The sequence below is a fragment of the Novosphingobium sp. KA1 genome, from assembly GCF_017309955.1.
GTDB lineage: Bacteria > Pseudomonadota > Alphaproteobacteria > Sphingomonadales > Sphingomonadaceae > Novosphingobium.
In genome coordinates this window covers 1,714,383-1,731,320 of the sequence record NZ_CP021247.1, presented here as the reverse complement: position 1 = coordinate 1,731,320, position 16,938 = coordinate 1,714,383, and the positions used below count along the sequence as shown (strand labels likewise).

The following is a 16,938-nucleotide window of genomic DNA, read 5'->3' as shown; positions in this document are numbered from 1 at the left end:
GATCAGTTCCCCACGGCAATGGTCTGGGCCGCGACGTTCCAGCCGCGCAGCTTGACCGAGGGTGAACCACCCGCAAGCGCGCTCGGCGCCGTCACCGTCACCTCGCGGGTTTCCCCCGGCAGCAGAGAGACATAGTTGTCCGAGAAGTAGCTGGGAAGCACTTGCTTGCCCTTGGCATCGAACAGCGTGAGCTTGGTCTGGATCGCGGCGGTCTTGCCGGGGTTGGTGAGGGTGACGACGATCTTCGTATCGCTGCCATCGGTGCCAACCTTGGCCGCGCCCGTCAGCGGCACCTGAGCCATCGTGCTGAGCGCCTGCAGTGCCTCGTCGCTGGCGGCCTGCCAGTAGAAGTTGTCCGAAATCCGCGCGCCCGCGCTATCCAGCGCTTCCAGACGCACCAGCACCGGCCCCGAAGCCATCAGCGGCGCCAGGTCCAGCGTGAAGGCATCGGCAACCTTGCCGGCCACAGCGTCCACCTTCACGTCGCGCGTGGCGAGCGTGCGCCCGTCCAGCGCCTGCACCGTCGCCCGCACCGTCACGCCGGGCAGCGCGGCCATGCGGTTGTTGACGAGGATCACCTTGTGATCGGGCAGGTTCATCTGCACGTGCACCGGCTCCGACGCTTTCTTCATGCCGTAGAACGCGCCGTGGGTGTCGTAGTCGGACGAGAACACCTGCCAGGCCGAGCTCGGCCATGCCGGCTGCGTCATCCACAGCATGCGGCCGGAATTGGTGGTCCAGAGCCCCGCGTTCATGCCTTCGAAGATCGCGCGGTAGCTTTCGTATTCCAGCATCTGCGCCTTGCGTTCGAAATCGGGCAGGCTGGTGGGCTTGCCGAATTCGCGGTCCATGGCATCGGTGAAGCTCTTCACCGCGCCGTTCCCGGTCTGGTGCCAGTCGTGATAGGCCCAGGTGTCGCTGATCGGCCAGCGCTCGCTGGCCGGGATCGCGCGCTCCCACGATTCCAGCGTCGGGAACGAGGGGGTGCCGACCTCGACCGCGAAGCCCTTCGAATATTCGGTGAAGTACTTCTCCGGCTCACGCCAGTTGTAGGGCCCGGAATCGTGCAGGTTGATGCGGTTGGAAGAGGCCATGTAGAGCCGCGTGCCGTCCTCCTTGCGGAGCATGTCGTCGAGGCCTTCGTTGAGGATCGGCTGCGGCACGCCTTCGTTGCGGCCGAACCACAGGACGATGGAGGGATGGTTGCGGAAGCGCGCAACCACGTCCTTCGCGTTGTCCATGAACAGCACAGGATCCTGCGCCTCGATGTTGTAGTCCTGCGTCGATTCCCAGAAATCGCTCATGACCATCAGGCCATATTCGTCAGCCAGATCGAAGAAGGAGCCTTGCGTGTTCTGGCCTACCCAGTTGCGGATAATGTTGACGTGGGCGTCCTGGTGCAGCTTGAAGTAGGGCTCCAGATGCGCGCGATCGACGCGCTTCATGAAGTCGTCCATGCCCACCGAACCGCCGCGCGCAGCGATGCGCACACCGTTGACGCGCAGCACGAGGAAGGGCGAAAGCCCCTCATCCCCGGCGATCGGGGTGACGGCGGGCGACTTTTCCGCTCCGGCCGCGAAGGAGTAAGCCCAGCCGCCCGGCACCTGCCGGATCGCATCGTGGCGCTCGTCGACGATATGCTGGCCGAGCTTGCGGGCCTTCTCGAAATCGATGGCAACGCGGTCGAGCTTGCCCTCGCCGTCCACCAGCGACATTTCATAAGTCACCTGACGCATGCCGAAGCGCACGTCCTTGCTGTCGGACGGCTGGCCGTCGACAGCGGTGGTCAGGTGCAGCATGTGCAGCGCCGGGGCGCCGTAGCCGTTGGGCCACCACAGCTTCGGGTTGTTCACCGCAAGCGCGCCGTCGGTCTCCGGCGAGAAGCGCACGGCCACCGACTGGCGGGCGGGCACGGTCACCTGGCGCTCCACCGCGACATCGTCGAACGCGGCGCGCACGGTGGTGGTGACGGCGCGGTCGGACAAGTTGGTGACCGGCACCGTGATCTCGATATCGGCCACGCTGTTGTCCGCGCGTGGCAGCGTGGTGACGACTTGCGGATCGCCGATCTTCGCATCGCCGCTGGCGATGAGTTGCACGTCCTGCCAGAGCCCGGTCTGGCGGTCACGAATGGTCGGGATCCAGTCCCAGCCTTCCGAGGCGCCGAAGGTCGGCCCGTCGAGCATCATCATGCCGCCGTTCTCGCCCACGCCAGCGGTCAGCGATTCCTCATGGGCGACGCCGGGGCGCGGCGGCGGCGAGACGCGAACGGCAATCGCATTGCGGCCCGGCTTCAGCAGCGGCGAAACATCGAACTTGCCGCGCACGAAGGCGCCCTTGGTGGTGCCGACTTCGGTGCCGTTGACCCAGACTTGCGATGCGAAGTTGACGCCGTTCAGCAGCAGTTCGAGGTGGCGGCCAGAGGCGCCTGCGGGCAGGTCGAACTCGGTGCGGTACCAGTAGTCCTGATGCGCCAGCTTCTCGGGGATGACGAGGTTGTTGAGGCCATGCGCGGGGTCCGGATAGACGCCGCGATCGACCAGCGTGGTCAGCACGGTGCCGGGAACGGTGGCGGCATACCACCTGGTGTCGCCGAAGCCGGGGCGCGAGATCGCGGCGGCATTGCCGTTCACGTCCGGCGCGGCGGCGAGCATCCACTTCTGCAGCGTCCACTTGCCGGCACCCGCTTCAGCGAGCGGCGTGACTTGCGGCACCGGCTTGGCAACCGGCTTGTCCGGCGCGGCCCCGTGCGGCAGCGTCGATGCGGGCTGCGGGGTGACCTGACCCTGCATCTGGCGCACCTGCAAGGGCCAGCGCGGGCTGGTTTCGGCGAACTGGATCAGCGCGGCATCGGGCTGCGCGCCGGTGGCCTTGATAATGCCGGCATCGAGACGCAGGCCGGCGAGACGGGCAGCGGGGGCCGGCGCGGAACCGACCAGCAGGCGGGCAGGCTGCGCGGGTAGCGGCCGCGCGAGCGTGGCGGCAGCCTTGCCGTCGACCGAAAGCGTCAGGCCCTTGGCACTGCTGACCAGCGCGAAATGGTGCCACTGGCCGCCGCGCAGGGCGGTGCCGCTGGCAGTCTGGCCATTGGCGGCGAGCACCGGCTTGCCGCCGGTCACCGCGACCGAAACGAGTGCCGTATCGCTGTCCTTGCTAGCAAGCGCTGCCAGCGTGCCGCCGTCAGCGCCGTCGAGCGAGGCCCAGAAGGACAGTGTCCAGTCGCCCGCCGGAACGGTGACGTCGCGCGACCAGACGGGGCTGGCGGGGATCACGGCAAGGTCGAAAGGCCCGGCCACTTGCGCGGTTGCCGCCTGCGAAGCGGCGATGACCGCGAGAGCGCAAGCCCCCATCCATGCCGTGCGCGCGCGCACATTCGCCCCGTTGCTCATCCTCGTCCCTTTCCATGTCGCGGCCCGATTTCGGGCTTTCTCGGACACCAAACACGTACCGGGACAAAAAGCCAAATGTTTTTATATAATCGGACACGCAAAATTACGGTGCCCAAACGCAAACGGGGCGGGAAGAGCCCTGCCCTCCCCGCCCCGTGCGAACTCTTGGATGAAAGCCTGGACTCAGGCCCAGAACTCAGGCCCGCCCGATCTTCAGGAAGCGTTCCTCGCGGCGGGCCAGCAGGTCGCCGGTCGGCAATGCGGAGAGCACGTCGAGTTCCTGCTCGATCGCGCCCAGTAGCGCCTGCGCGGTCTTGCCGGCATCGCGGTGGGCGCCGCCGGTCGGCTCCGCCACCACGCGCTCGATCACGCCGAGCGAGAGCAGGTCCTGCGCCGTCACCTTCATCGCCTCGGCCGCGTCGGGGGCCTTGTCCGGCGTGCGCCAGAGAATCGACGAGGCGCCCTCGGGCGAGATCACCGAGTAGATCGAGTGTTCCAGCATCAGCACGCGGTCGGCCGCGGCCAGCGCCACCGCGCCGCCCGAGCCGCCCTCGCCGACGATAGCCGAAACCATCGGCACCGGCACGCCGAGGCAGGCCTCGATCGAACGGGCGATCGCTTCCGCCTGACCGCGTTCCTCGGCCTCGACGCCGGGGAAAGCGCCGGCGGTATCGACCAGCGTGACCACCGGCAGGCCGAACTTGCCGGCCATTTCCATCAGGCGGATCGCCTTGCGGTAGCCTTCGGGCTTGGCCATGCCGAAGTTGTGGCGGATGCGCGAGGTGGTGTCCGAACCCTTCTCGTGGCCGATCAGCATGACCTTGCGGCCATTGAGCTTGGCCAGACCGCCGATGATCGCCTGGTCTTCGCCATAGAGACGGTCACCGCCCAGCGGCACGAACTCGGTAAAGCCGAGCGCGAGGTAGTCCACGAAGTGGGGGCGCTGCGGATGGCGCGCCACTTGCGTCTTCTGCCAGGGTGAGAGCTTGGCGTAGGTGCCGCTCAGCAGCGCCGCGCTCTTCTTTTCCAGACGGCCGATCTCGGACGCGATGTCGAGATCGCTGCCGCTGGCGGTGGCGCGCAGTTCGGCAATGCGCGCTTCCAGTTCCGCGATCGGCTTTTCGAATTCAAGAAACGAGATCATGCTCTATCCGTTCAGGTCTGTTGCCGCGCGCCTCAGGAGGCGCGCTTCGCCAGCCACTCTTCCAGCCACTTGATGGTGTATTCGCCGCTCTGGAACTCGGGATCGTCCAGCAGCGCCTGATGCAGCGGGATCGAGGTCTTGACGCCGTCGATCACCATTTCATCGAGCGCACGCTTGAGGCGCATGATCGCGCCCTTGCGGGTACGGCCCGAGACGATGAGCTTGCCGATCATCGAATCGTAGTAGGGCGGGATGCGGTAACCTGCATAGAGCCCCGAATCGACGCGCACGTTCATGCCGCCCGCCGCGTGGTAGGCCGTGACCTGACCCGGCGAAGGCGTGAAGTTCCAAGGGTCTTCCGCGTTGATGCGGCATTCAATCGCGTGGCCCTTGAACTCGATCTCGTCCTGCTTGAACGAAAGCGGATTGCCTTCGGCCACGCGGATCTGTTCGCGCACGAGGTCGACGCCGGTGATGGCTTCGGTCACCGGATGCTCCACCTGCAGGCGGGTGTTCATCTCGATGAAGTAGAACTCACCGTTTTCCCAGAGGAACTCGATGGTGCCGGCGCCGCGATAGGCCATGTCGGCCATCGCCTTGGCGACGATGCCGCCCATGCGGTCGCGCTCTTCGGGGGTGATGACCGGCGAGGGCGCTTCTTCCAGCACCTTCTGGTGGCGGCGCTGCAGCGAACAGTCGCGCTCGCCCAGGTGCACCGCCTCGCCCTTGCCGTCACCGAAGATCTGGAACTCGATATGGCGCGGATTGCCGAGGTACTTTTCCATGTAGACGGTGGCATCGCCGAAGGCAGCCTTCGCCTCCGAACGGGCCTGACCCATCTGGCTTTCGAGTTCCTCGGCCGTGTTGACGACCTTCATGCCGCGGCCGCCGCCGCCCGAAGCGGCCTTGATGATGACCGGATAACCAATCGTCTCGGCCAGATCACGGGCAACCGCGAAGTCCTCGATCGCCCCGTCCGAGCCCGGCACCAGCGGCAGGCCGAGTGCGCCGGCAGTGCGCTTGGCTTCCACCTTGTCGCCCATCGTGCGGATGTGCTCGGGCTTGGGGCCGACCCAGATCAGGCCATGCGCCTCGACGATCTCGGCGAACTGGGCGTTCTCCGAAAGGAAGCCGTAGCCGGGGTGGATCGCGTCGGCATGGGTGATCTCGGCGGCGGCGATGATCGCCGCGACATTGAGATACGAATCCTTCGCGGCCGGCGGGCCGATGCAGACCGCGTGGTCGGCAAGGCGCACATGCATGGCGTCGGCGTCGGCGGTCGAGTGGACCGCGACGGTTTCGATGCCCATCTCGCGCGCGGCGCGGTGGATGCGCAGCGCGATCTCGCCGCGGTTGGCAATCAGGAGGCGCTTGATGGCCATCAGATTACGATCCTCAGGCGATCACGACGAGCGGCTGGTCGAATTCGACCGGCTGCTGGTTGTCGATGAGGATGGCCTGGATCGTGCCGCCCTTGGGGGCGGTGATCTGGTTCATGACCTTCATGGCTTCGACGATCAGCAGCACGTCGCCGGCCTTGACCTGCTGGCCGACGCTGATGAAGTTCGGCGCGGTAGGCTCGGGCGCGAGGTAGGCGGTGCCGACCATCGGCGACTTCACCGCATCGACCGGAGCGGCCGGGGCAGCCGCTTCGGCAACCGGAGCGGCGGCAGCGACCGGCGCAGCGGCGGGAGCGGCGAAGGGCATGGCCGGAGCGGCAGCAACGATCTGCTGCGCGACCTGGCGCGTCACCTTGATCTTGCGTTCGCCATCCTCGACCTCGATCTCGGTCAGACCGGTTTCAGCCAGGAGCTCGGCGAGCTCGCGTACCAGCGCGCTGTCGATGTTCACGCAACTTCCTTTCGTTCAAGATATTCGAGCAGCGAGGCCAGCGTGCCTTTGAGGTCCTTGCGGTGGACCACCATGTCCACCATGCCGTGGGCATGGAGGTACTCGGCGCGCTGGAAGCCGTCGGGGAGTTTCTCGCGGATCGTGTCCTGGATCACGCGCTGGCCGGCGAAGCCGATAAGGGCGCCGGGCTCTGCAATGTGGATATCGCCCAGCATCGCGTAGCTGGCGGTGACGCCGCCGGTGGTGGGATCGGTGAGGACGACGATGTAGGGCAGGCCCGCCCGCGCAAGGCGGCGGATCGCGACGGTCGCCTTGGGCATCTGCATGAGCGAGAGGATACCCTCCTGCATGCGTGCGCCGCCCGCGGCGGTGAAAATGACGTAGCCGCAGTTCTCGGCAATGGCGCGCTCGGCGGCTTCGACGAAGGCTTCGCCCACCGCCATGCCCATCGACCCGCCCATGAAGGCGAAGTCCTGCACGCCGAGGACGACCTTGCGACCCTCGATCGTGCCGAGCGCATTGGTCAGCGCATCGGGGTAGGGATTGGCGGCGCGAGCAGCCTTGAGGCGATCCGAGTACTTCTTGGAATCGCGGAAATTGAGCGGATTTTCCGGCACGCGCGGTGCCGAGAGGACGCCGTAACCGGCGTCGAGAAGCTGGTCGAAGCGCTGCTGCGCGCCGATGCGGCCATGATACTGGCAACGCGGGCAGACCGAGAGGTTGTCCTCGAACTCCTTGGTGAAGAGCATCTCGCCGCAACCGGGACACTTGGTCCACAGGTTGTCGGGCGTATCCCGCTTCTTCAGGTTCCCGAGGGAATTGCGTACTTTGCTAAGCCAACTCATGACCAACCCTTGCGTGAGACCCGAGCGGCCCGGTGATTGTCCGGGCTCATCTCGCGGCCGTCCGGAAGCCGTGTGAATGCGCCGATTTCCGGCATATCCAGCGACCGAACGATCCTTGCGGACGACAGACACCGTGCCGGTCTGCCGGCCCGTCGCCGAGCGCGGCAATACGCGGCAGATATGGCTAGATCAATCGCCTCTGCGCGGATGATGGGACAAAAAGTGCCTGCCCGGACCGGCCGGGGGCATCGCAAGAGAGGGCAAAAGCCGCAGGAATCCACGATTTCCAAGGGTTCGACGCCGCCTCTGTAAACATACATGGAAGCCTCTAAACCATGCTGTGTTTCACCCCTTTCCCATTAGGTCAAGCGAGAAATTATCGGTCTTTGTTGCCGTTCGCTGTTGCTGAAATGAGACATAATCACGCTCGAAGCCGCGACTTGATCGCCGCGCCGCCCGGGATCAGGATGCCGATGCGATGAAACAGGCGACCACCATCCTCACGTTCGACACCCCTGGCCGGGGCCTTACCGATATCACGCGGGCGATTGCCGGGTGGCAGCGCGAAAGCGGCATCGGCGAGGGGCTGCTGACGCTGCTGTGCCGCCACACGTCCGCCTCGCTGCTGATTCAGGAGAATGCCGCGCGCGAGGTGCGCGGCGATCTGGTCGCCTGGCTCGACCGCATCGCGCCGGAAGGCCCGCACTATGCCCATGACGACGAGGGGCCGGACGACATGCCCGCGCACCTCAAGGCGACTCTGACCGGCGTCAACCTGTCGATTCCGGTGATCGGCGGGCAGATGGCGCTGGGAACCTGGCAAGGCATCTATCTGGCCGAGCACCGCCGCATGGCGCACCGGCGGCAGGTGGCGCTGCATCTGCTCGGCGCGTAGAATCGGGCTGTAACCGATGGCAAGGGCGAGGCGAACTGGGATCATGAGCGACATCGCCCCGCCCGCCGAACCCTCTCCCGCGCAAGAGGCTCATCCGCAAGGCGGCGATCTGGTGAAGCGCCACCGGCTCTCGACGCGGCTCTGGCACTGGACCAATGCGGTCACGCTGCTGATCATGCTGATGAGCGGGCTGATGATCTTTAACGCCCATGCCCGGCTCTGCTGGGGTGAATATGGCGCGAATTTCGATGCGCCGTGGCTGAAGATCGGCTCCGCGCGGATCGGCACGTATGAATATGGCTATCTGCAAGTGGCCGGCCACCGCGTCGAGACGACCGGCCTGCTCGGCTACTGGAAAGACCCCGACGGCACCCCGCACCGCCGCGCCTTTCCTTATTGGGCGACGATCCCCTCGGCCTACAGCCTTGCCGATGCGCGGACATGGCACCTGGCCTTCGCCTGGGTGCTCTCGCTGGGTCTGGCGGCCTATCTGATCTGGTCGCTCGTGAACCGGCATATCCAGCGCGACATTCATATCACGCGCCGCGAATGGCGGCTGCGGCATGTCTGGCTGGAAGCGCGGGACCACGCGCGGCTGCGCCTGCCCACCGGGGCGGCGGCGCTGCGCTACAACACGCTTCAGAAGATCGCCTATGCCGCAGTGCTGTTCAGCCTGCTGCCGCTGATGATCCTGACCGGCCTCGCCCTTTCGCCCGGCACCGATGCGTGGGCGCCGCTGGTGACGGAAGTGTTCGGGGGGCGGCAAACGGCGCGCTCGATCCACTTCCTTTGCGCATTTGCTCTGGTGGGCTTCTTTATCGTCCACATCGCCATGGTCGTGCTGGCCGGGCCGTTCAACGAACTGCGCGCGATGGTGACGGGCTGGTATCGCCTGCCAAGGGAGAAGGAGCAGTGAGCAAGTTGATCCTCTCGCGGCGGCGACTGATTCAGGCGGGTGCGGTGGGCGCGGGCGGGCTGCTGCTTTCCGGCTGCGACCGGCTGACGCGCGATCCCAAGGTGCTCGATTTTCTGGGGCAGGCGGAAGACCTCCACCGCGTGACCCAGCGCGGCCTTGCCGGCGATGCGCTGGCCCGCGAGTTCGCCGAATCGCAAATGTCGCCCACCTTCCGCGCCAACGGCAGCCTTGCCGTCGCCGATCCGGTCTACCGCACCCATTTCGCGCAGGGTTTTTCGCGGTGGGCGCTGCGGGTGGACGGACTGGTCACGCATCCCCTCATGCTGCCGCTGACCGCGCTCAAGCAGTTCCCCCAGCGCACCCAGATCACCCGCCACGACTGCGTCGAGGGATGGAGCGCGATCGGCAAGTGGACCGGCCCGCGCCTTGCTGCCCTGCTCGATCTCGCGCGGCTACGGCCGGAGGCGCGCTATCTCGTGTTCCATTGCGCCGATCTCTACGGCGGGAGGCCCTATTACGAATCGATCGACCTGGTGGACGCCTTCCACCCGCAGACGATCCTGGCATGGGCGATGAACGGCCAGCCGCTGGAAGAACAGCACGGCGCCCCGCTACGCCTGCGGGTAGAGCGGCAACTGGGCTACAAGCACGCCAAGTTCGTCACCCGGATCGAGGCGGTCGCCGCGCTCGCCGGGATCTACGGCGGCAAAGGCGGATATTGGGAGGATAACGGCCGATACGCCTGGTATGCCGGGATTTAGTCCGCGGGCCCATTGCATCCCAGCCTATCTGGCTTCATCCACGCGGCTTCAAAATAATAACGCAAGAGCGTAGCCCCCGTGACCACCCTTCCCGCCTGTGAGTTCCAGCCGTGATTTCCGCGCTCGACCTGTTCCGTATCGGCCTTGGCCCGTCCAGTTCGCACACCGTCGGCCCGATGCGCATCGCCATGCGCTTCCTTCAAGGCATAGAGGCCAGTGGACAGCTTGACGCGATCACCCGCGTCCGCGTCGATCTGCAAGGCTCGCTGGCGCTGACCGGCGAAGGCCACGGCACCCCCGATGCCTGCCTGATGGGCCTGATCGGCTTCGAACCCGAAACCGCAGAGCCTGCGCAGGCGCACGCTGCCGCTGCCGAAGTGCGCGCCAGCGGCCGGATCACGCTGCTGGGCCGTCACGAGATCGCGTTCGACTGCAAAGGCGACCTGATCCTCGATTTCGACCATATCCCCGATCTCCACCCCAATGGCATGGTGCTGACGGCATGGGACGCCGCGGGCGAGGAACTGGCGCGCGGCGAGTATTTCTCGACCGGCGGCGGCTTCTATTCCAGCCGCCACCAGCTCGAACAGCCTGCGCCCGACGATCAGGTGGTCCACGGCCCGCCGGTCCGCTTCCCCTTCACCTCAGGCGCCGAACTGCTGGCGGTCTGCGCAGAAAGCGGCTTCGACATCGCCGAAGTCATGATGGCCAACGAAGCCGCGCGGCGCCCCGAGGCAGAGACACTCGCCGGGCTCGACGTGATTGCCGATGCCATGAACCTGTGCATCGATCAGGGGCTCACCAAGGAAGGCCACCTGCCCGGAGCGCTCAAGGTTCGCCGCCGTGCCCGCGCCATTCACCAGAAGCTGATCGCCCGCCCGCAGGACAATCAGGCGGAAACGCTGATGGACTGGCTGAACCTCTACGCCATGGCGGTGAACGAGGAAAACGCCAGCGGCGGCCGCGTCGTCACCGCGCCGACCAATGGCGCGGCGGGTATCGTGCCCTCGCTGCTGCGGCAGTATTGCAGCGACGGCAATACCGCGATCCCTTTCAAGGCGCGTCGCTACCTGCTCACCGCTGCCGGCATCGGCCTGCTCTACAAGCAGCGCGCCTCGATCTCCGGTGCGGAGATGGGCTGTCAGGGCGAAGTGGGCGTTGCCTGCTCGATGGCGGCAGCGGGCCTCGCGGCGGTCTGGGGCGGCACCCCGGTGCAAGTCTGCGCGGCAGCGGAAATCGGCATGGAGCACAACCTCGGCCTCACCTGCGATCCGGTCGGCGGGCTGGTGCAGATCCCCTGCATCGAACGCAATGCCATCGCCGCGGTGAAGGCCGTGAACGCGGCGAAGCTGGCGCTCCACGCCGGGGAGACGCCGCGCGTGTCGCTCGACCAGGTGATCGAGACGATGCGGCAGACCGGGCTCGATATGTCGAGCAAGTACAAGGAAACCAGCCAGGGCGGGCTGGCGATCAACGTCGTGGCGTGTTGAGGAAGAAGGACAAGGGATAAAGCAGGGGAGCATAGCCCCCCTGCACCCCCAGTACCGTCTAGGTCACGCGGACCAGCACCGTTGCGCGCCCATGGTGGCGTCGGGAGACTTATTGGCTGCGCAGCAAGGGGGGCGGAACGGATAGCGCAGGGCGAAACGGAGACATTATGCGGGTCTGGAGGATCATCCCCCAGGACTTCCCTTCTTCCCTTACTGCAACGTCACCCCATCCTCATCGTCATCATCCGTTCGGCGCCCGAAGAACTGCATCAGTTGCACCAAGAGCTCACACCGCTCGCGCAGACCGGAAACCTCCAGCAGCGCCTGCTTCGCCGCCGCATCGAACGGCGCGATCTGCGAGACTCCGTTGATCAGCGACTGGTCATCCAGCCGCGCCACCTGCTCCCAGTCCACCGCGTAGCCCTGCGCATCGGCGAATCGCCGCGCCTCGCGTTCGAAACTGGCGCGCTCGATGGCAGCCAGCACTTCATCGCCGTCGTCCGGCAGCAGTTCCGCCTCGATCTGGCGGAAGGGCGTGGTCACATCGAGTTCGCGCAGCACCCGAAAGCGCGATTCGCCTTCGAGGATAATGTTGAAGCGCCCGTCTTCCAGCGCCTCGACGTCGCCGATCCGGCCAAGGCACCCTACCGCGTAGAGCGGCGCGCCTTCCACCGGGCGCTGCGGCTGGATCATGCCGATGCGGCGATCGCGTGCGAGGGCGTCGCTCACCATCGAGCGGTAACGCGGCTCGAAGATGTGGAGCGGCAGTTGCAGCCCCGGGTAGAGGACGGCGCCCGGCAGGGGAAAGATGGTGATCCGCACGGGCGCCGCTCCGCTCAGCCGAACAGGACGGTGGAGAGCTTGCGGCGCGTGGCCGAAACCCAGGGGTCTTCCAGACCGACCGCCTCGAAGATCTGCAGCAGCTTGGCGCGGGCGGCGCCTTCGTTCCATTCGCGGTCGGCGGCGACCATGGCGAGCAGGGTGGCAGCGGCATCGTCGCGCTCACCGGCCGCAAAGGCAGCGTTGGCGAAGGCAAGCTGCGCCTCCATGTCCTCGGGGCGCGCGGCAGCGGCGGCGCGCAGGGCGGCGAGTTCGCTGTCCTCTGGCTTGTCCTTGGCCAGCGCCAGTGCCGAACGCGCGCGTTCGAGGTGCGAATCGGCAGCCAGTTCCGGCTCGAGGCTGGCGAGGATCTGTTCCGCTTCCTCGATTCGCCCGGCGGCGACGAGGCCGCGCACGAGACCGGCGATCACTTCGCCATTGTCCGGCGCGATCTCGAGGATCTGCATGAAGATCGAGGCCGCGCGTTCGCCGTCGCCCTCGGCCAGCGCTTCCTCGCCCATGGCGATCAGCGGCGCGATGTCCTGCGCCGGTTCGGCCCCGGTCTGGACCGGCAGCTTGGCGAGCAGCTGGTCGAGCATCTGCTTGAGCTGCGATTCGGTGCGCGCGTTGGTCAGGTCGGCCACCGGCTGGCCCTGGAAGATCGCGTAGACCGTGGGGATCGTGCGGACCTGGAACTGGCTGGCGATGAACTGTTCCTCGTCGACATTCAGCTTGGCAAGCACCACGCCCTTGTCGGCATATTCGGCGGCGACCTTTTCCAGCACCGGCGTCAGCGCCTTGCAGGGGCCGCACCATTCCGCCCAGAAATCGAGGATCACCAGCTTTGTCATCGACGGTTCGGCCACGGACTGGCGGAAGCGGTCCACCGCCTTCTGTTCGTCGAGGTTGAGACCCATGCTGGCCAAGATTCGTGCTCCCGTGAATGCGTATGTAAAGAAGTTCGAGGGCACTAGATCGGCCTTCGCGACCGATTTGTGAAGGGTTTATGGGCTTCTTGCCGGTCTTCGTGCGATTCTTTCAAATTAGCTCTTGCCGACCCCCAAAAGCGCTGCTAGTCGGCCGCCTCACCCCGGACCTGCCGGTCACTCCAGCAGGTCTTGAACGTCGAGCGGGCGTAGCTCAGGGGTAGAGCACAACCTTGCCAAGGTTGGGGTCGAGGGTTCGAATCCCTTCGCCCGCTCCAGTTCACATACGGGATTTTCGGCTTGTCCGGAATGTCTCGAACGCCGAGCGGGCGTAGCTCAGGGGTAGAGCACAACCTTGCCAAGGTTGGGGTCGAGGGTTCGAATCCCTTCGCCCGCTCCAGTTCGCATACGAGATTTCCGACGTGTCCCGAACGTCTTGAACGCCAGAGCGGGCGTAGCTCAGGGGTAGAGCACAACCTTGCCAAGGTTGGGGTCGAGGGTTCGAATCCCTTCGCCCGCTCCAGTTCGACAAATCTTCAAATCGCGAAGAATCAGCACAAGGCCGAAGCCTTGCGCCGACGTTTACCCCCTCAACGCTTCGCGAACCATTCCGCCATGCGTTCGATCGCCTGCTCGATCCGCGGCGTCGACACCGCGAAACTCATGCGGAAATGGCGATGACCATCGACGGGATCGAAATCGACGCCCGGCGCGGTGGCGACGCCGGTGTCGCGCAGAAGCTGGCGGCAGAACGCCAGGCTGTCATTGGTCAGGTGGCCGATGTCGGCATAGATGTAGAAGGCCCCGTCGGGCGGCGCGATCTCGCTGAGGCCAAGGCGCGGCAGCGCCGCCAGCAGCAGTTCGCGGTTGCGTGCATAAGTGTGCAGATGGCCTTCGAGTTCCGCCGTCTCGTCCATGGCGATCAGGCCCGCATGCTGCGCCAGCACCGAGGGCGTGAGAAACAGGTTGCTCATCCGCGCGCGCGCCGCCGTCACCACCTCGGGCGGCACCACCAGCCAGCCGAGCCGCCAGCCCGCCATCGAGTAGTATTTCGAGAAGCTGTTGACCACCACCGCCTCGGGCAGATGCTGCAAGGTGGATTGTGCAGCATCGCCGTAGGTCAGGCCGTGATAGATCTCGTCGGAGACCACGCGGATGCCCTTGCGGCGGCAGACTTCGGCGATGGCCGCCAGTTCCTCAGGCGCGATCACGGTGCCGGTGGGATTGGCGGGACTGGCGAGAATGAGGCCATCGGGCACCGGATCGAGCGCATCGAGCGCGGCGGCCGTCACCTGATAGCGCTCGGCCGGGCCGCAAGGCATCTCCACCGGCTCCAGATAGAGCGTCTTCAGCGTATTGCGGTAGGCAACGTAGCCCGGCCGCGCCAGAGCCACCCGCGCGCCCGGCGCGAAGAGGCTGCTGAGCGCCAGCACGAAAGCGGGCGAGGCGCCGCAAGTCAGGATCACCTGCTCGCGGTCGAGAGTGACGCCGTAAGCCTCGGCATAGTGCCGGGCGATGCGTTCCAGCAGCGCCGGGCTTTCCCAATAGCCCCCCGGATCACTGTCCAGCACCTTGTGCGCGGCGGCGATGGCGGCGGCCGGCGCTCCGGTGGAAGGCTGGCCATATTCCATGTGGATCACATCGCGCCCCTCGGCCTGCAATTCATAGGCAAGGCGGCCGATGGCCATGGCGTGGAAGGGGTCGACCTGGGCGATCTGCATCGTCGTCTTCTGGGGCGCGTTCATGGTCATCTGCTAGGCCGCGAAGGCCCCGCAGGCAATCCCGCTTGCCTCTGGCCGCAGGCCTGCCCCGCCTGTCTGGCCGCGCCTCCCGGTAGCCGCCAGACAGGCGGCAAAGGAGAGCGCCCCCGTGCCGACCCAACTCGATCATTACCGCCTGCTTGGCCGTTCGGGCCTGCGCGTCTCGCCGCTCTGCCTCGGCACCATGACCTTCGGCGTCGGTCCCGGCGCCTGGGGTTCAAGCGACGAGGAAGCGGCACGCATGATCGACATCTATGCCGATCGCGGCGGCAACTTCGTCGATACGGCCGACTTCTACGGCCAGATGGGCGGCTCCGAACGGCTGCTGGGCCAGATCCTCGGCAACCGGCGCGAGAGGCTGGTGATCTCCACCAAGTATTCGCTCAGCACCAGCCCCGGCGATCCCAATGCCGCAGGCAATTCACGGCGCAACATGGTGCGCTCGGTCGAGGCCTCGCTGACGCGGATGCAGACCGAATGGATCGACCTGCTCTACCTCCACATGTGGGACTTCCGCACGCCGGTGGACGAGATCCTGCGTGCCTTCGACGATCTCGTGCGCAGCGGCAAGGTGCTCTACATCGGCCTTTCCGATACCCCGGCATGGCAGGCCAGCCGCATGCAGGCGATCGCCGAACTGCGGGGCTGGACGCCGTTCTGCGCCTTGCAGATCCAGCACAACCTGATCGAGCGCACGGTCGAGCGCGAACTGATCCCGATGGCGCGCGAGATGGGGCTCGGCGTCTGCCCCTGGTCACCGCTGGGCGGCGGGGTGCTGACCGGCAAGTACGGCGATGCCGACCTTGCCGCCCCTGCGGACGCGGCCATGACCTCGCGCAAGGCGATCAACCTCGCGACCGGGCGGCTGAGCGAGCGCACTCTCGCCGTCGCGGCCGCGACCGCCGACGTGGCGCGGGAGATCGGCTGCACCGCGGCGCAAGTGGCGCTGGCCTGGCTGCTCGCCCATCCCGATGTCGCCGCCCCGGTGCTGGGCGCACGCACCCCGGCCCAGCTTGAGGACAACCTCGGCGCGCTGGAGGTGACCCTGCCTGCCGAGCACCTCGCCCGCCTCGATGCCGTGAGCGCGGCGGCACCGGTTTTCCCGATGGACGTGCTGACCGGAGCCGCCGAAACGATCATGACCGGCGGCGTCACCGTCGAAACCCGCCGCTGATCCCGTAAAAGGAGGCCCGATCAAAGGAGACCCGATTGCCCGCCGGAGCGTGATCTGGCTCACGCTTTTCAGCCGTGCAAGGTGCGATAAGGGCGCTATCCGGGGCGGGCGCCGTGAACCACCCGCCCCGGATTTCCCCCGGCCATTGCTCTCAGGGAGGCATGGGCCGAGGACAGCAAAAGCGTTTCGATCGGGACAGGTTCTTGGCGAACCGTTCTGGCGCGAACTGGCGGGTTCGTTCCAGTGTTCCGGTCAGGCTGGATTTCCAGCTCTCCGGCACCGCCGGAACGCGGCATCGATCCGCCACGCATCCATGGCCTTGCCGCGAATCCGGGGGGAACTCGCGGCGGCCCCGATGCGGATCCTCACCGGAGGGAATGGGCCGAAAGGCGGGGTGAGGAAACGGATCGATGCCGCGCCTATCACGCCGCGTGGTCTCGTTCGAGAGTTCGGTTTGTGCCCCGTTGCGGACATCCATCAACTAAGCGGTTTGAGTGCCTTTTTCGCAGGCTACCAAGGCGTTCAGGATGAGCTGATCGAGCCACACATCATCCGATGGCTCAGTCCAAGGTCGGAGCACCTCCACCAGAACGGGATCAGCGATCAACTCGGCGGCCTCGAACACGGGCACGCTCGCCTGTTCGCCCGATAGTGCTTTCAGAACGAATGGCAGCGCCAGCGTCCGATCGCGCTTGGCTAGACCGAGTAGCGCCTCCGCTCTTACGACGTCATTTTCATCGTTGGCGGCTGACAACAGTGCCTCCCGGATTTCGGGCGTATCGGCTTCTTCTGATGCCAAAAGCATCGTCGCCCAGTCACGATTAGAGAGGTCACCGTCTTGCGTCATCGCGACTAGCTGCCGCATGTTCGCGTCGGCGAAGGCTGTGCCGGAAAGCGGCACCTCCTCAGCGATCACCGCCTTCAGAAAGTTAGAAGTGGGCTCGTAGCGGTCGGCCATTAGCCCAAGC

General features: G+C 66.1%; 14 protein-coding genes and 3 tRNA genes. 8 read left to right on the top strand and 9 right to left on the bottom strand.

All coding sequences use genetic code 11. The annotated features are described in order from the left end of the window. Positions 1-2: 2 nt before the first annotated feature. The 5 genes from CA833_RS08530 to accD all read right to left on the bottom strand — a co-directional run bounded on the left by CA833_RS08530 (position 3) and on the right by accD (position 7,229). The gene (locus tag CA833_RS08530) at positions 3-3,389 is read right to left on the bottom strand and encodes a sugar-binding domain-containing protein (RefSeq protein WP_242526342.1); all 3,387 of its coding nucleotides are present in this window, start codon (positions 3,387-3,389) and stop codon (positions 3-5) included. Between the two features lie 196 nt (positions 3,390-3,585). Next, the gene (locus CA833_RS08525; protein ID WP_207079799.1) at positions 3,586-4,533 is read right to left on the bottom strand and encodes an acetyl-CoA carboxylase carboxyltransferase subunit alpha; all 948 of its coding nucleotides are present in this window, start codon (positions 4,531-4,533) and stop codon (positions 3,586-3,588) included. Between the two features lie 32 nt (positions 4,534-4,565). Then, entirely contained in the window at positions 4,566-5,915 is a 1,350-nt protein-coding gene (gene accC / locus CA833_RS08520; protein WP_207079798.1) for an acetyl-CoA carboxylase biotin carboxylase subunit, read from the bottom strand. A gap of 13 nt (positions 5,916-5,928) precedes the next feature. After that, entirely contained in the window at positions 5,929-6,384 is a 456-nt protein-coding gene (accB, locus tag CA833_RS08515) for an acetyl-CoA carboxylase biotin carboxyl carrier protein (protein WP_142635936.1), read from the bottom strand. After that, positions 6,381-7,229, bottom strand: a complete 849-nt coding sequence (gene accD, locus CA833_RS08510; RefSeq protein ID WP_142635938.1) for an acetyl-CoA carboxylase, carboxyltransferase subunit beta — start codon at positions 7,227-7,229, stop codon at positions 6,381-6,383. The genes accB and accD overlap by 4 nt, the downstream gene beginning before the upstream one ends. Positions 7,230-7,707: 478 nt before the next feature. Here accD and CA833_RS08505 point away from each other — a divergent pair, with 478 nt between their 5' ends. The 4 genes from CA833_RS08505 to CA833_RS08490 all read left to right on the top strand — a co-directional run bounded on the left by CA833_RS08505 (position 7,708) and on the right by CA833_RS08490 (position 11,291). Then, a complete protein-coding gene (locus CA833_RS08505; protein ID WP_207079797.1) occupies positions 7,708-8,124 on the top strand; it encodes a secondary thiamine-phosphate synthase enzyme YjbQ in 417 nt (138 codons plus the stop codon). A gap of 43 nt (positions 8,125-8,167) precedes the next feature. Next, positions 8,168-9,040 carry a cytochrome b/b6 domain-containing protein gene (locus CA833_RS08500; protein ID WP_207079796.1) on the top strand — a complete coding sequence of 291 codons (873 nt, stop codon included), beginning with the start codon at positions 8,168-8,170 and terminating at the stop codon, positions 9,038-9,040. After that, a complete protein-coding gene (locus tag CA833_RS08495; protein WP_370584561.1) occupies positions 9,037-9,801 on the top strand; it encodes a molybdopterin-dependent oxidoreductase in 765 nt (254 codons plus the stop codon). The genes CA833_RS08500 and CA833_RS08495 overlap by 4 nt, the downstream gene beginning before the upstream one ends. A gap of 110 nt (positions 9,802-9,911) precedes the next feature. Beyond that, the gene (locus CA833_RS08490; RefSeq protein WP_207079795.1) at positions 9,912-11,291 is read left to right on the top strand and encodes an L-serine ammonia-lyase; all 1,380 of its coding nucleotides are present in this window, start codon (positions 9,912-9,914) and stop codon (positions 11,289-11,291) included. A gap of 210 nt (positions 11,292-11,501) precedes the next feature. On the opposite strand, the gene CA833_RS08485 is transcribed toward CA833_RS08490, so the two are convergent. Both CA833_RS08485 and CA833_RS08480 read right to left on the bottom strand, forming a co-directional pair. Continuing rightward, entirely contained in the window at positions 11,502-12,113 is a 612-nt protein-coding gene (locus CA833_RS08485; RefSeq protein ID WP_242526341.1) for an LON peptidase substrate-binding domain-containing protein, read from the bottom strand. A gap of 14 nt (positions 12,114-12,127) precedes the next feature. After that, positions 12,128-13,027: a tetratricopeptide repeat protein gene (locus CA833_RS08480; protein WP_207080015.1), complete on the bottom strand. Its 900-nt coding sequence runs from the start codon at positions 13,025-13,027 to the stop codon at positions 12,128-12,130. Between the two features lie 212 nt (positions 13,028-13,239). Here CA833_RS08480 and CA833_RS08475 point away from each other — a divergent pair. The 3 genes from CA833_RS08475 (at position 13,240) to CA833_RS08465 (ending at position 13,559) form a co-directional block, all read left to right on the top strand. Continuing rightward, positions 13,240-13,314, top strand: a tRNA-Gly gene (locus CA833_RS08475). A 47-nt stretch (positions 13,315-13,361) separates the two neighbouring features. Then, positions 13,362-13,436, top strand: a tRNA-Gly gene (locus CA833_RS08470). A 48-nt stretch (positions 13,437-13,484) separates the two neighbouring features. Next, a tRNA-Gly gene (locus CA833_RS08465) sits at positions 13,485-13,559 on the top strand. A gap of 67 nt (positions 13,560-13,626) precedes the next feature. Here CA833_RS08465 and CA833_RS08460 read toward each other — a convergent pair. Next, positions 13,627-14,781, bottom strand: a complete 1,155-nt coding sequence (locus CA833_RS08460) for an aminotransferase class I/II-fold pyridoxal phosphate-dependent enzyme (protein ID WP_242526340.1) — start codon at positions 14,779-14,781, stop codon at positions 13,627-13,629. A gap of 124 nt (positions 14,782-14,905) precedes the next feature. Between CA833_RS08460 and CA833_RS08455 the strand changes: the two genes are divergently transcribed. Beyond that, positions 14,906-15,970, top strand: coding sequence for an aldo/keto reductase (locus tag CA833_RS08455; protein WP_142635948.1), 1,065 nt, complete (start codon positions 14,906-14,908; stop codon positions 15,968-15,970). A gap of 481 nt (positions 15,971-16,451) precedes the next feature. Here CA833_RS08455 and CA833_RS08450 read toward each other — a convergent pair whose 3' ends face one another. After that, positions 16,452-16,928, bottom strand: coding sequence for a HEAT repeat domain-containing protein (locus CA833_RS08450; protein WP_207079794.1), 477 nt, complete (start codon positions 16,926-16,928; stop codon positions 16,452-16,454). Positions 16,929-16,938 lie beyond the last annotated feature (10 nt).

Excerpts from the sequence above, each read along its gene's own strand:
- CA833_RS08480 (WP_207080015.1), bottom strand. The coding sequence starts at position 13,027 with ATGGGTCTCAACCTCGACGAACAGAAGGCGGTGGACCGCTTCCGCCAG.
- accD (WP_142635938.1), bottom strand. The coding sequence starts at position 7,229 with ATGAGTTGGCTTAGCAAAGTACGCAATTCCCTCGGGAACCTGAAGAAG.
- CA833_RS08530 (WP_242526342.1), bottom strand. The coding sequence starts at position 3,389 with ATGAGCAACGGGGCGAATGTGCGCGCGCGCACGGCATGGATGGGGGCT.
- CA833_RS08460 (WP_242526340.1), bottom strand. The coding sequence starts at position 14,781 with ATGAACGCGCCCCAGAAGACGACGATGCAGATCGCCCAGGTCGACCCC.
- accC (WP_207079798.1), bottom strand. The coding sequence starts at position 5,915 with ATGGCCATCAAGCGCCTCCTGATTGCCAACCGCGGCGAGATCGCGCTG.
- CA833_RS08505 (WP_207079797.1), top strand. The coding sequence starts at position 7,708 with ATGAAACAGGCGACCACCATCCTCACGTTCGACACCCCTGGCCGGGGC.
- CA833_RS08500 (WP_207079796.1), top strand. The coding sequence starts at position 8,168 with ATGAGCGACATCGCCCCGCCCGCCGAACCCTCTCCCGCGCAAGAGGCT.
- CA833_RS08525 (WP_207079799.1), bottom strand. The coding sequence starts at position 4,533 with ATGATCTCGTTTCTTGAATTCGAAAAGCCGATCGCGGAACTGGAAGCG.
- CA833_RS08450 (WP_207079794.1), bottom strand. The coding sequence starts at position 16,928 with ATGGCCGACCGCTACGAGCCCACTTCTAACTTTCTGAAGGCGGTGATC.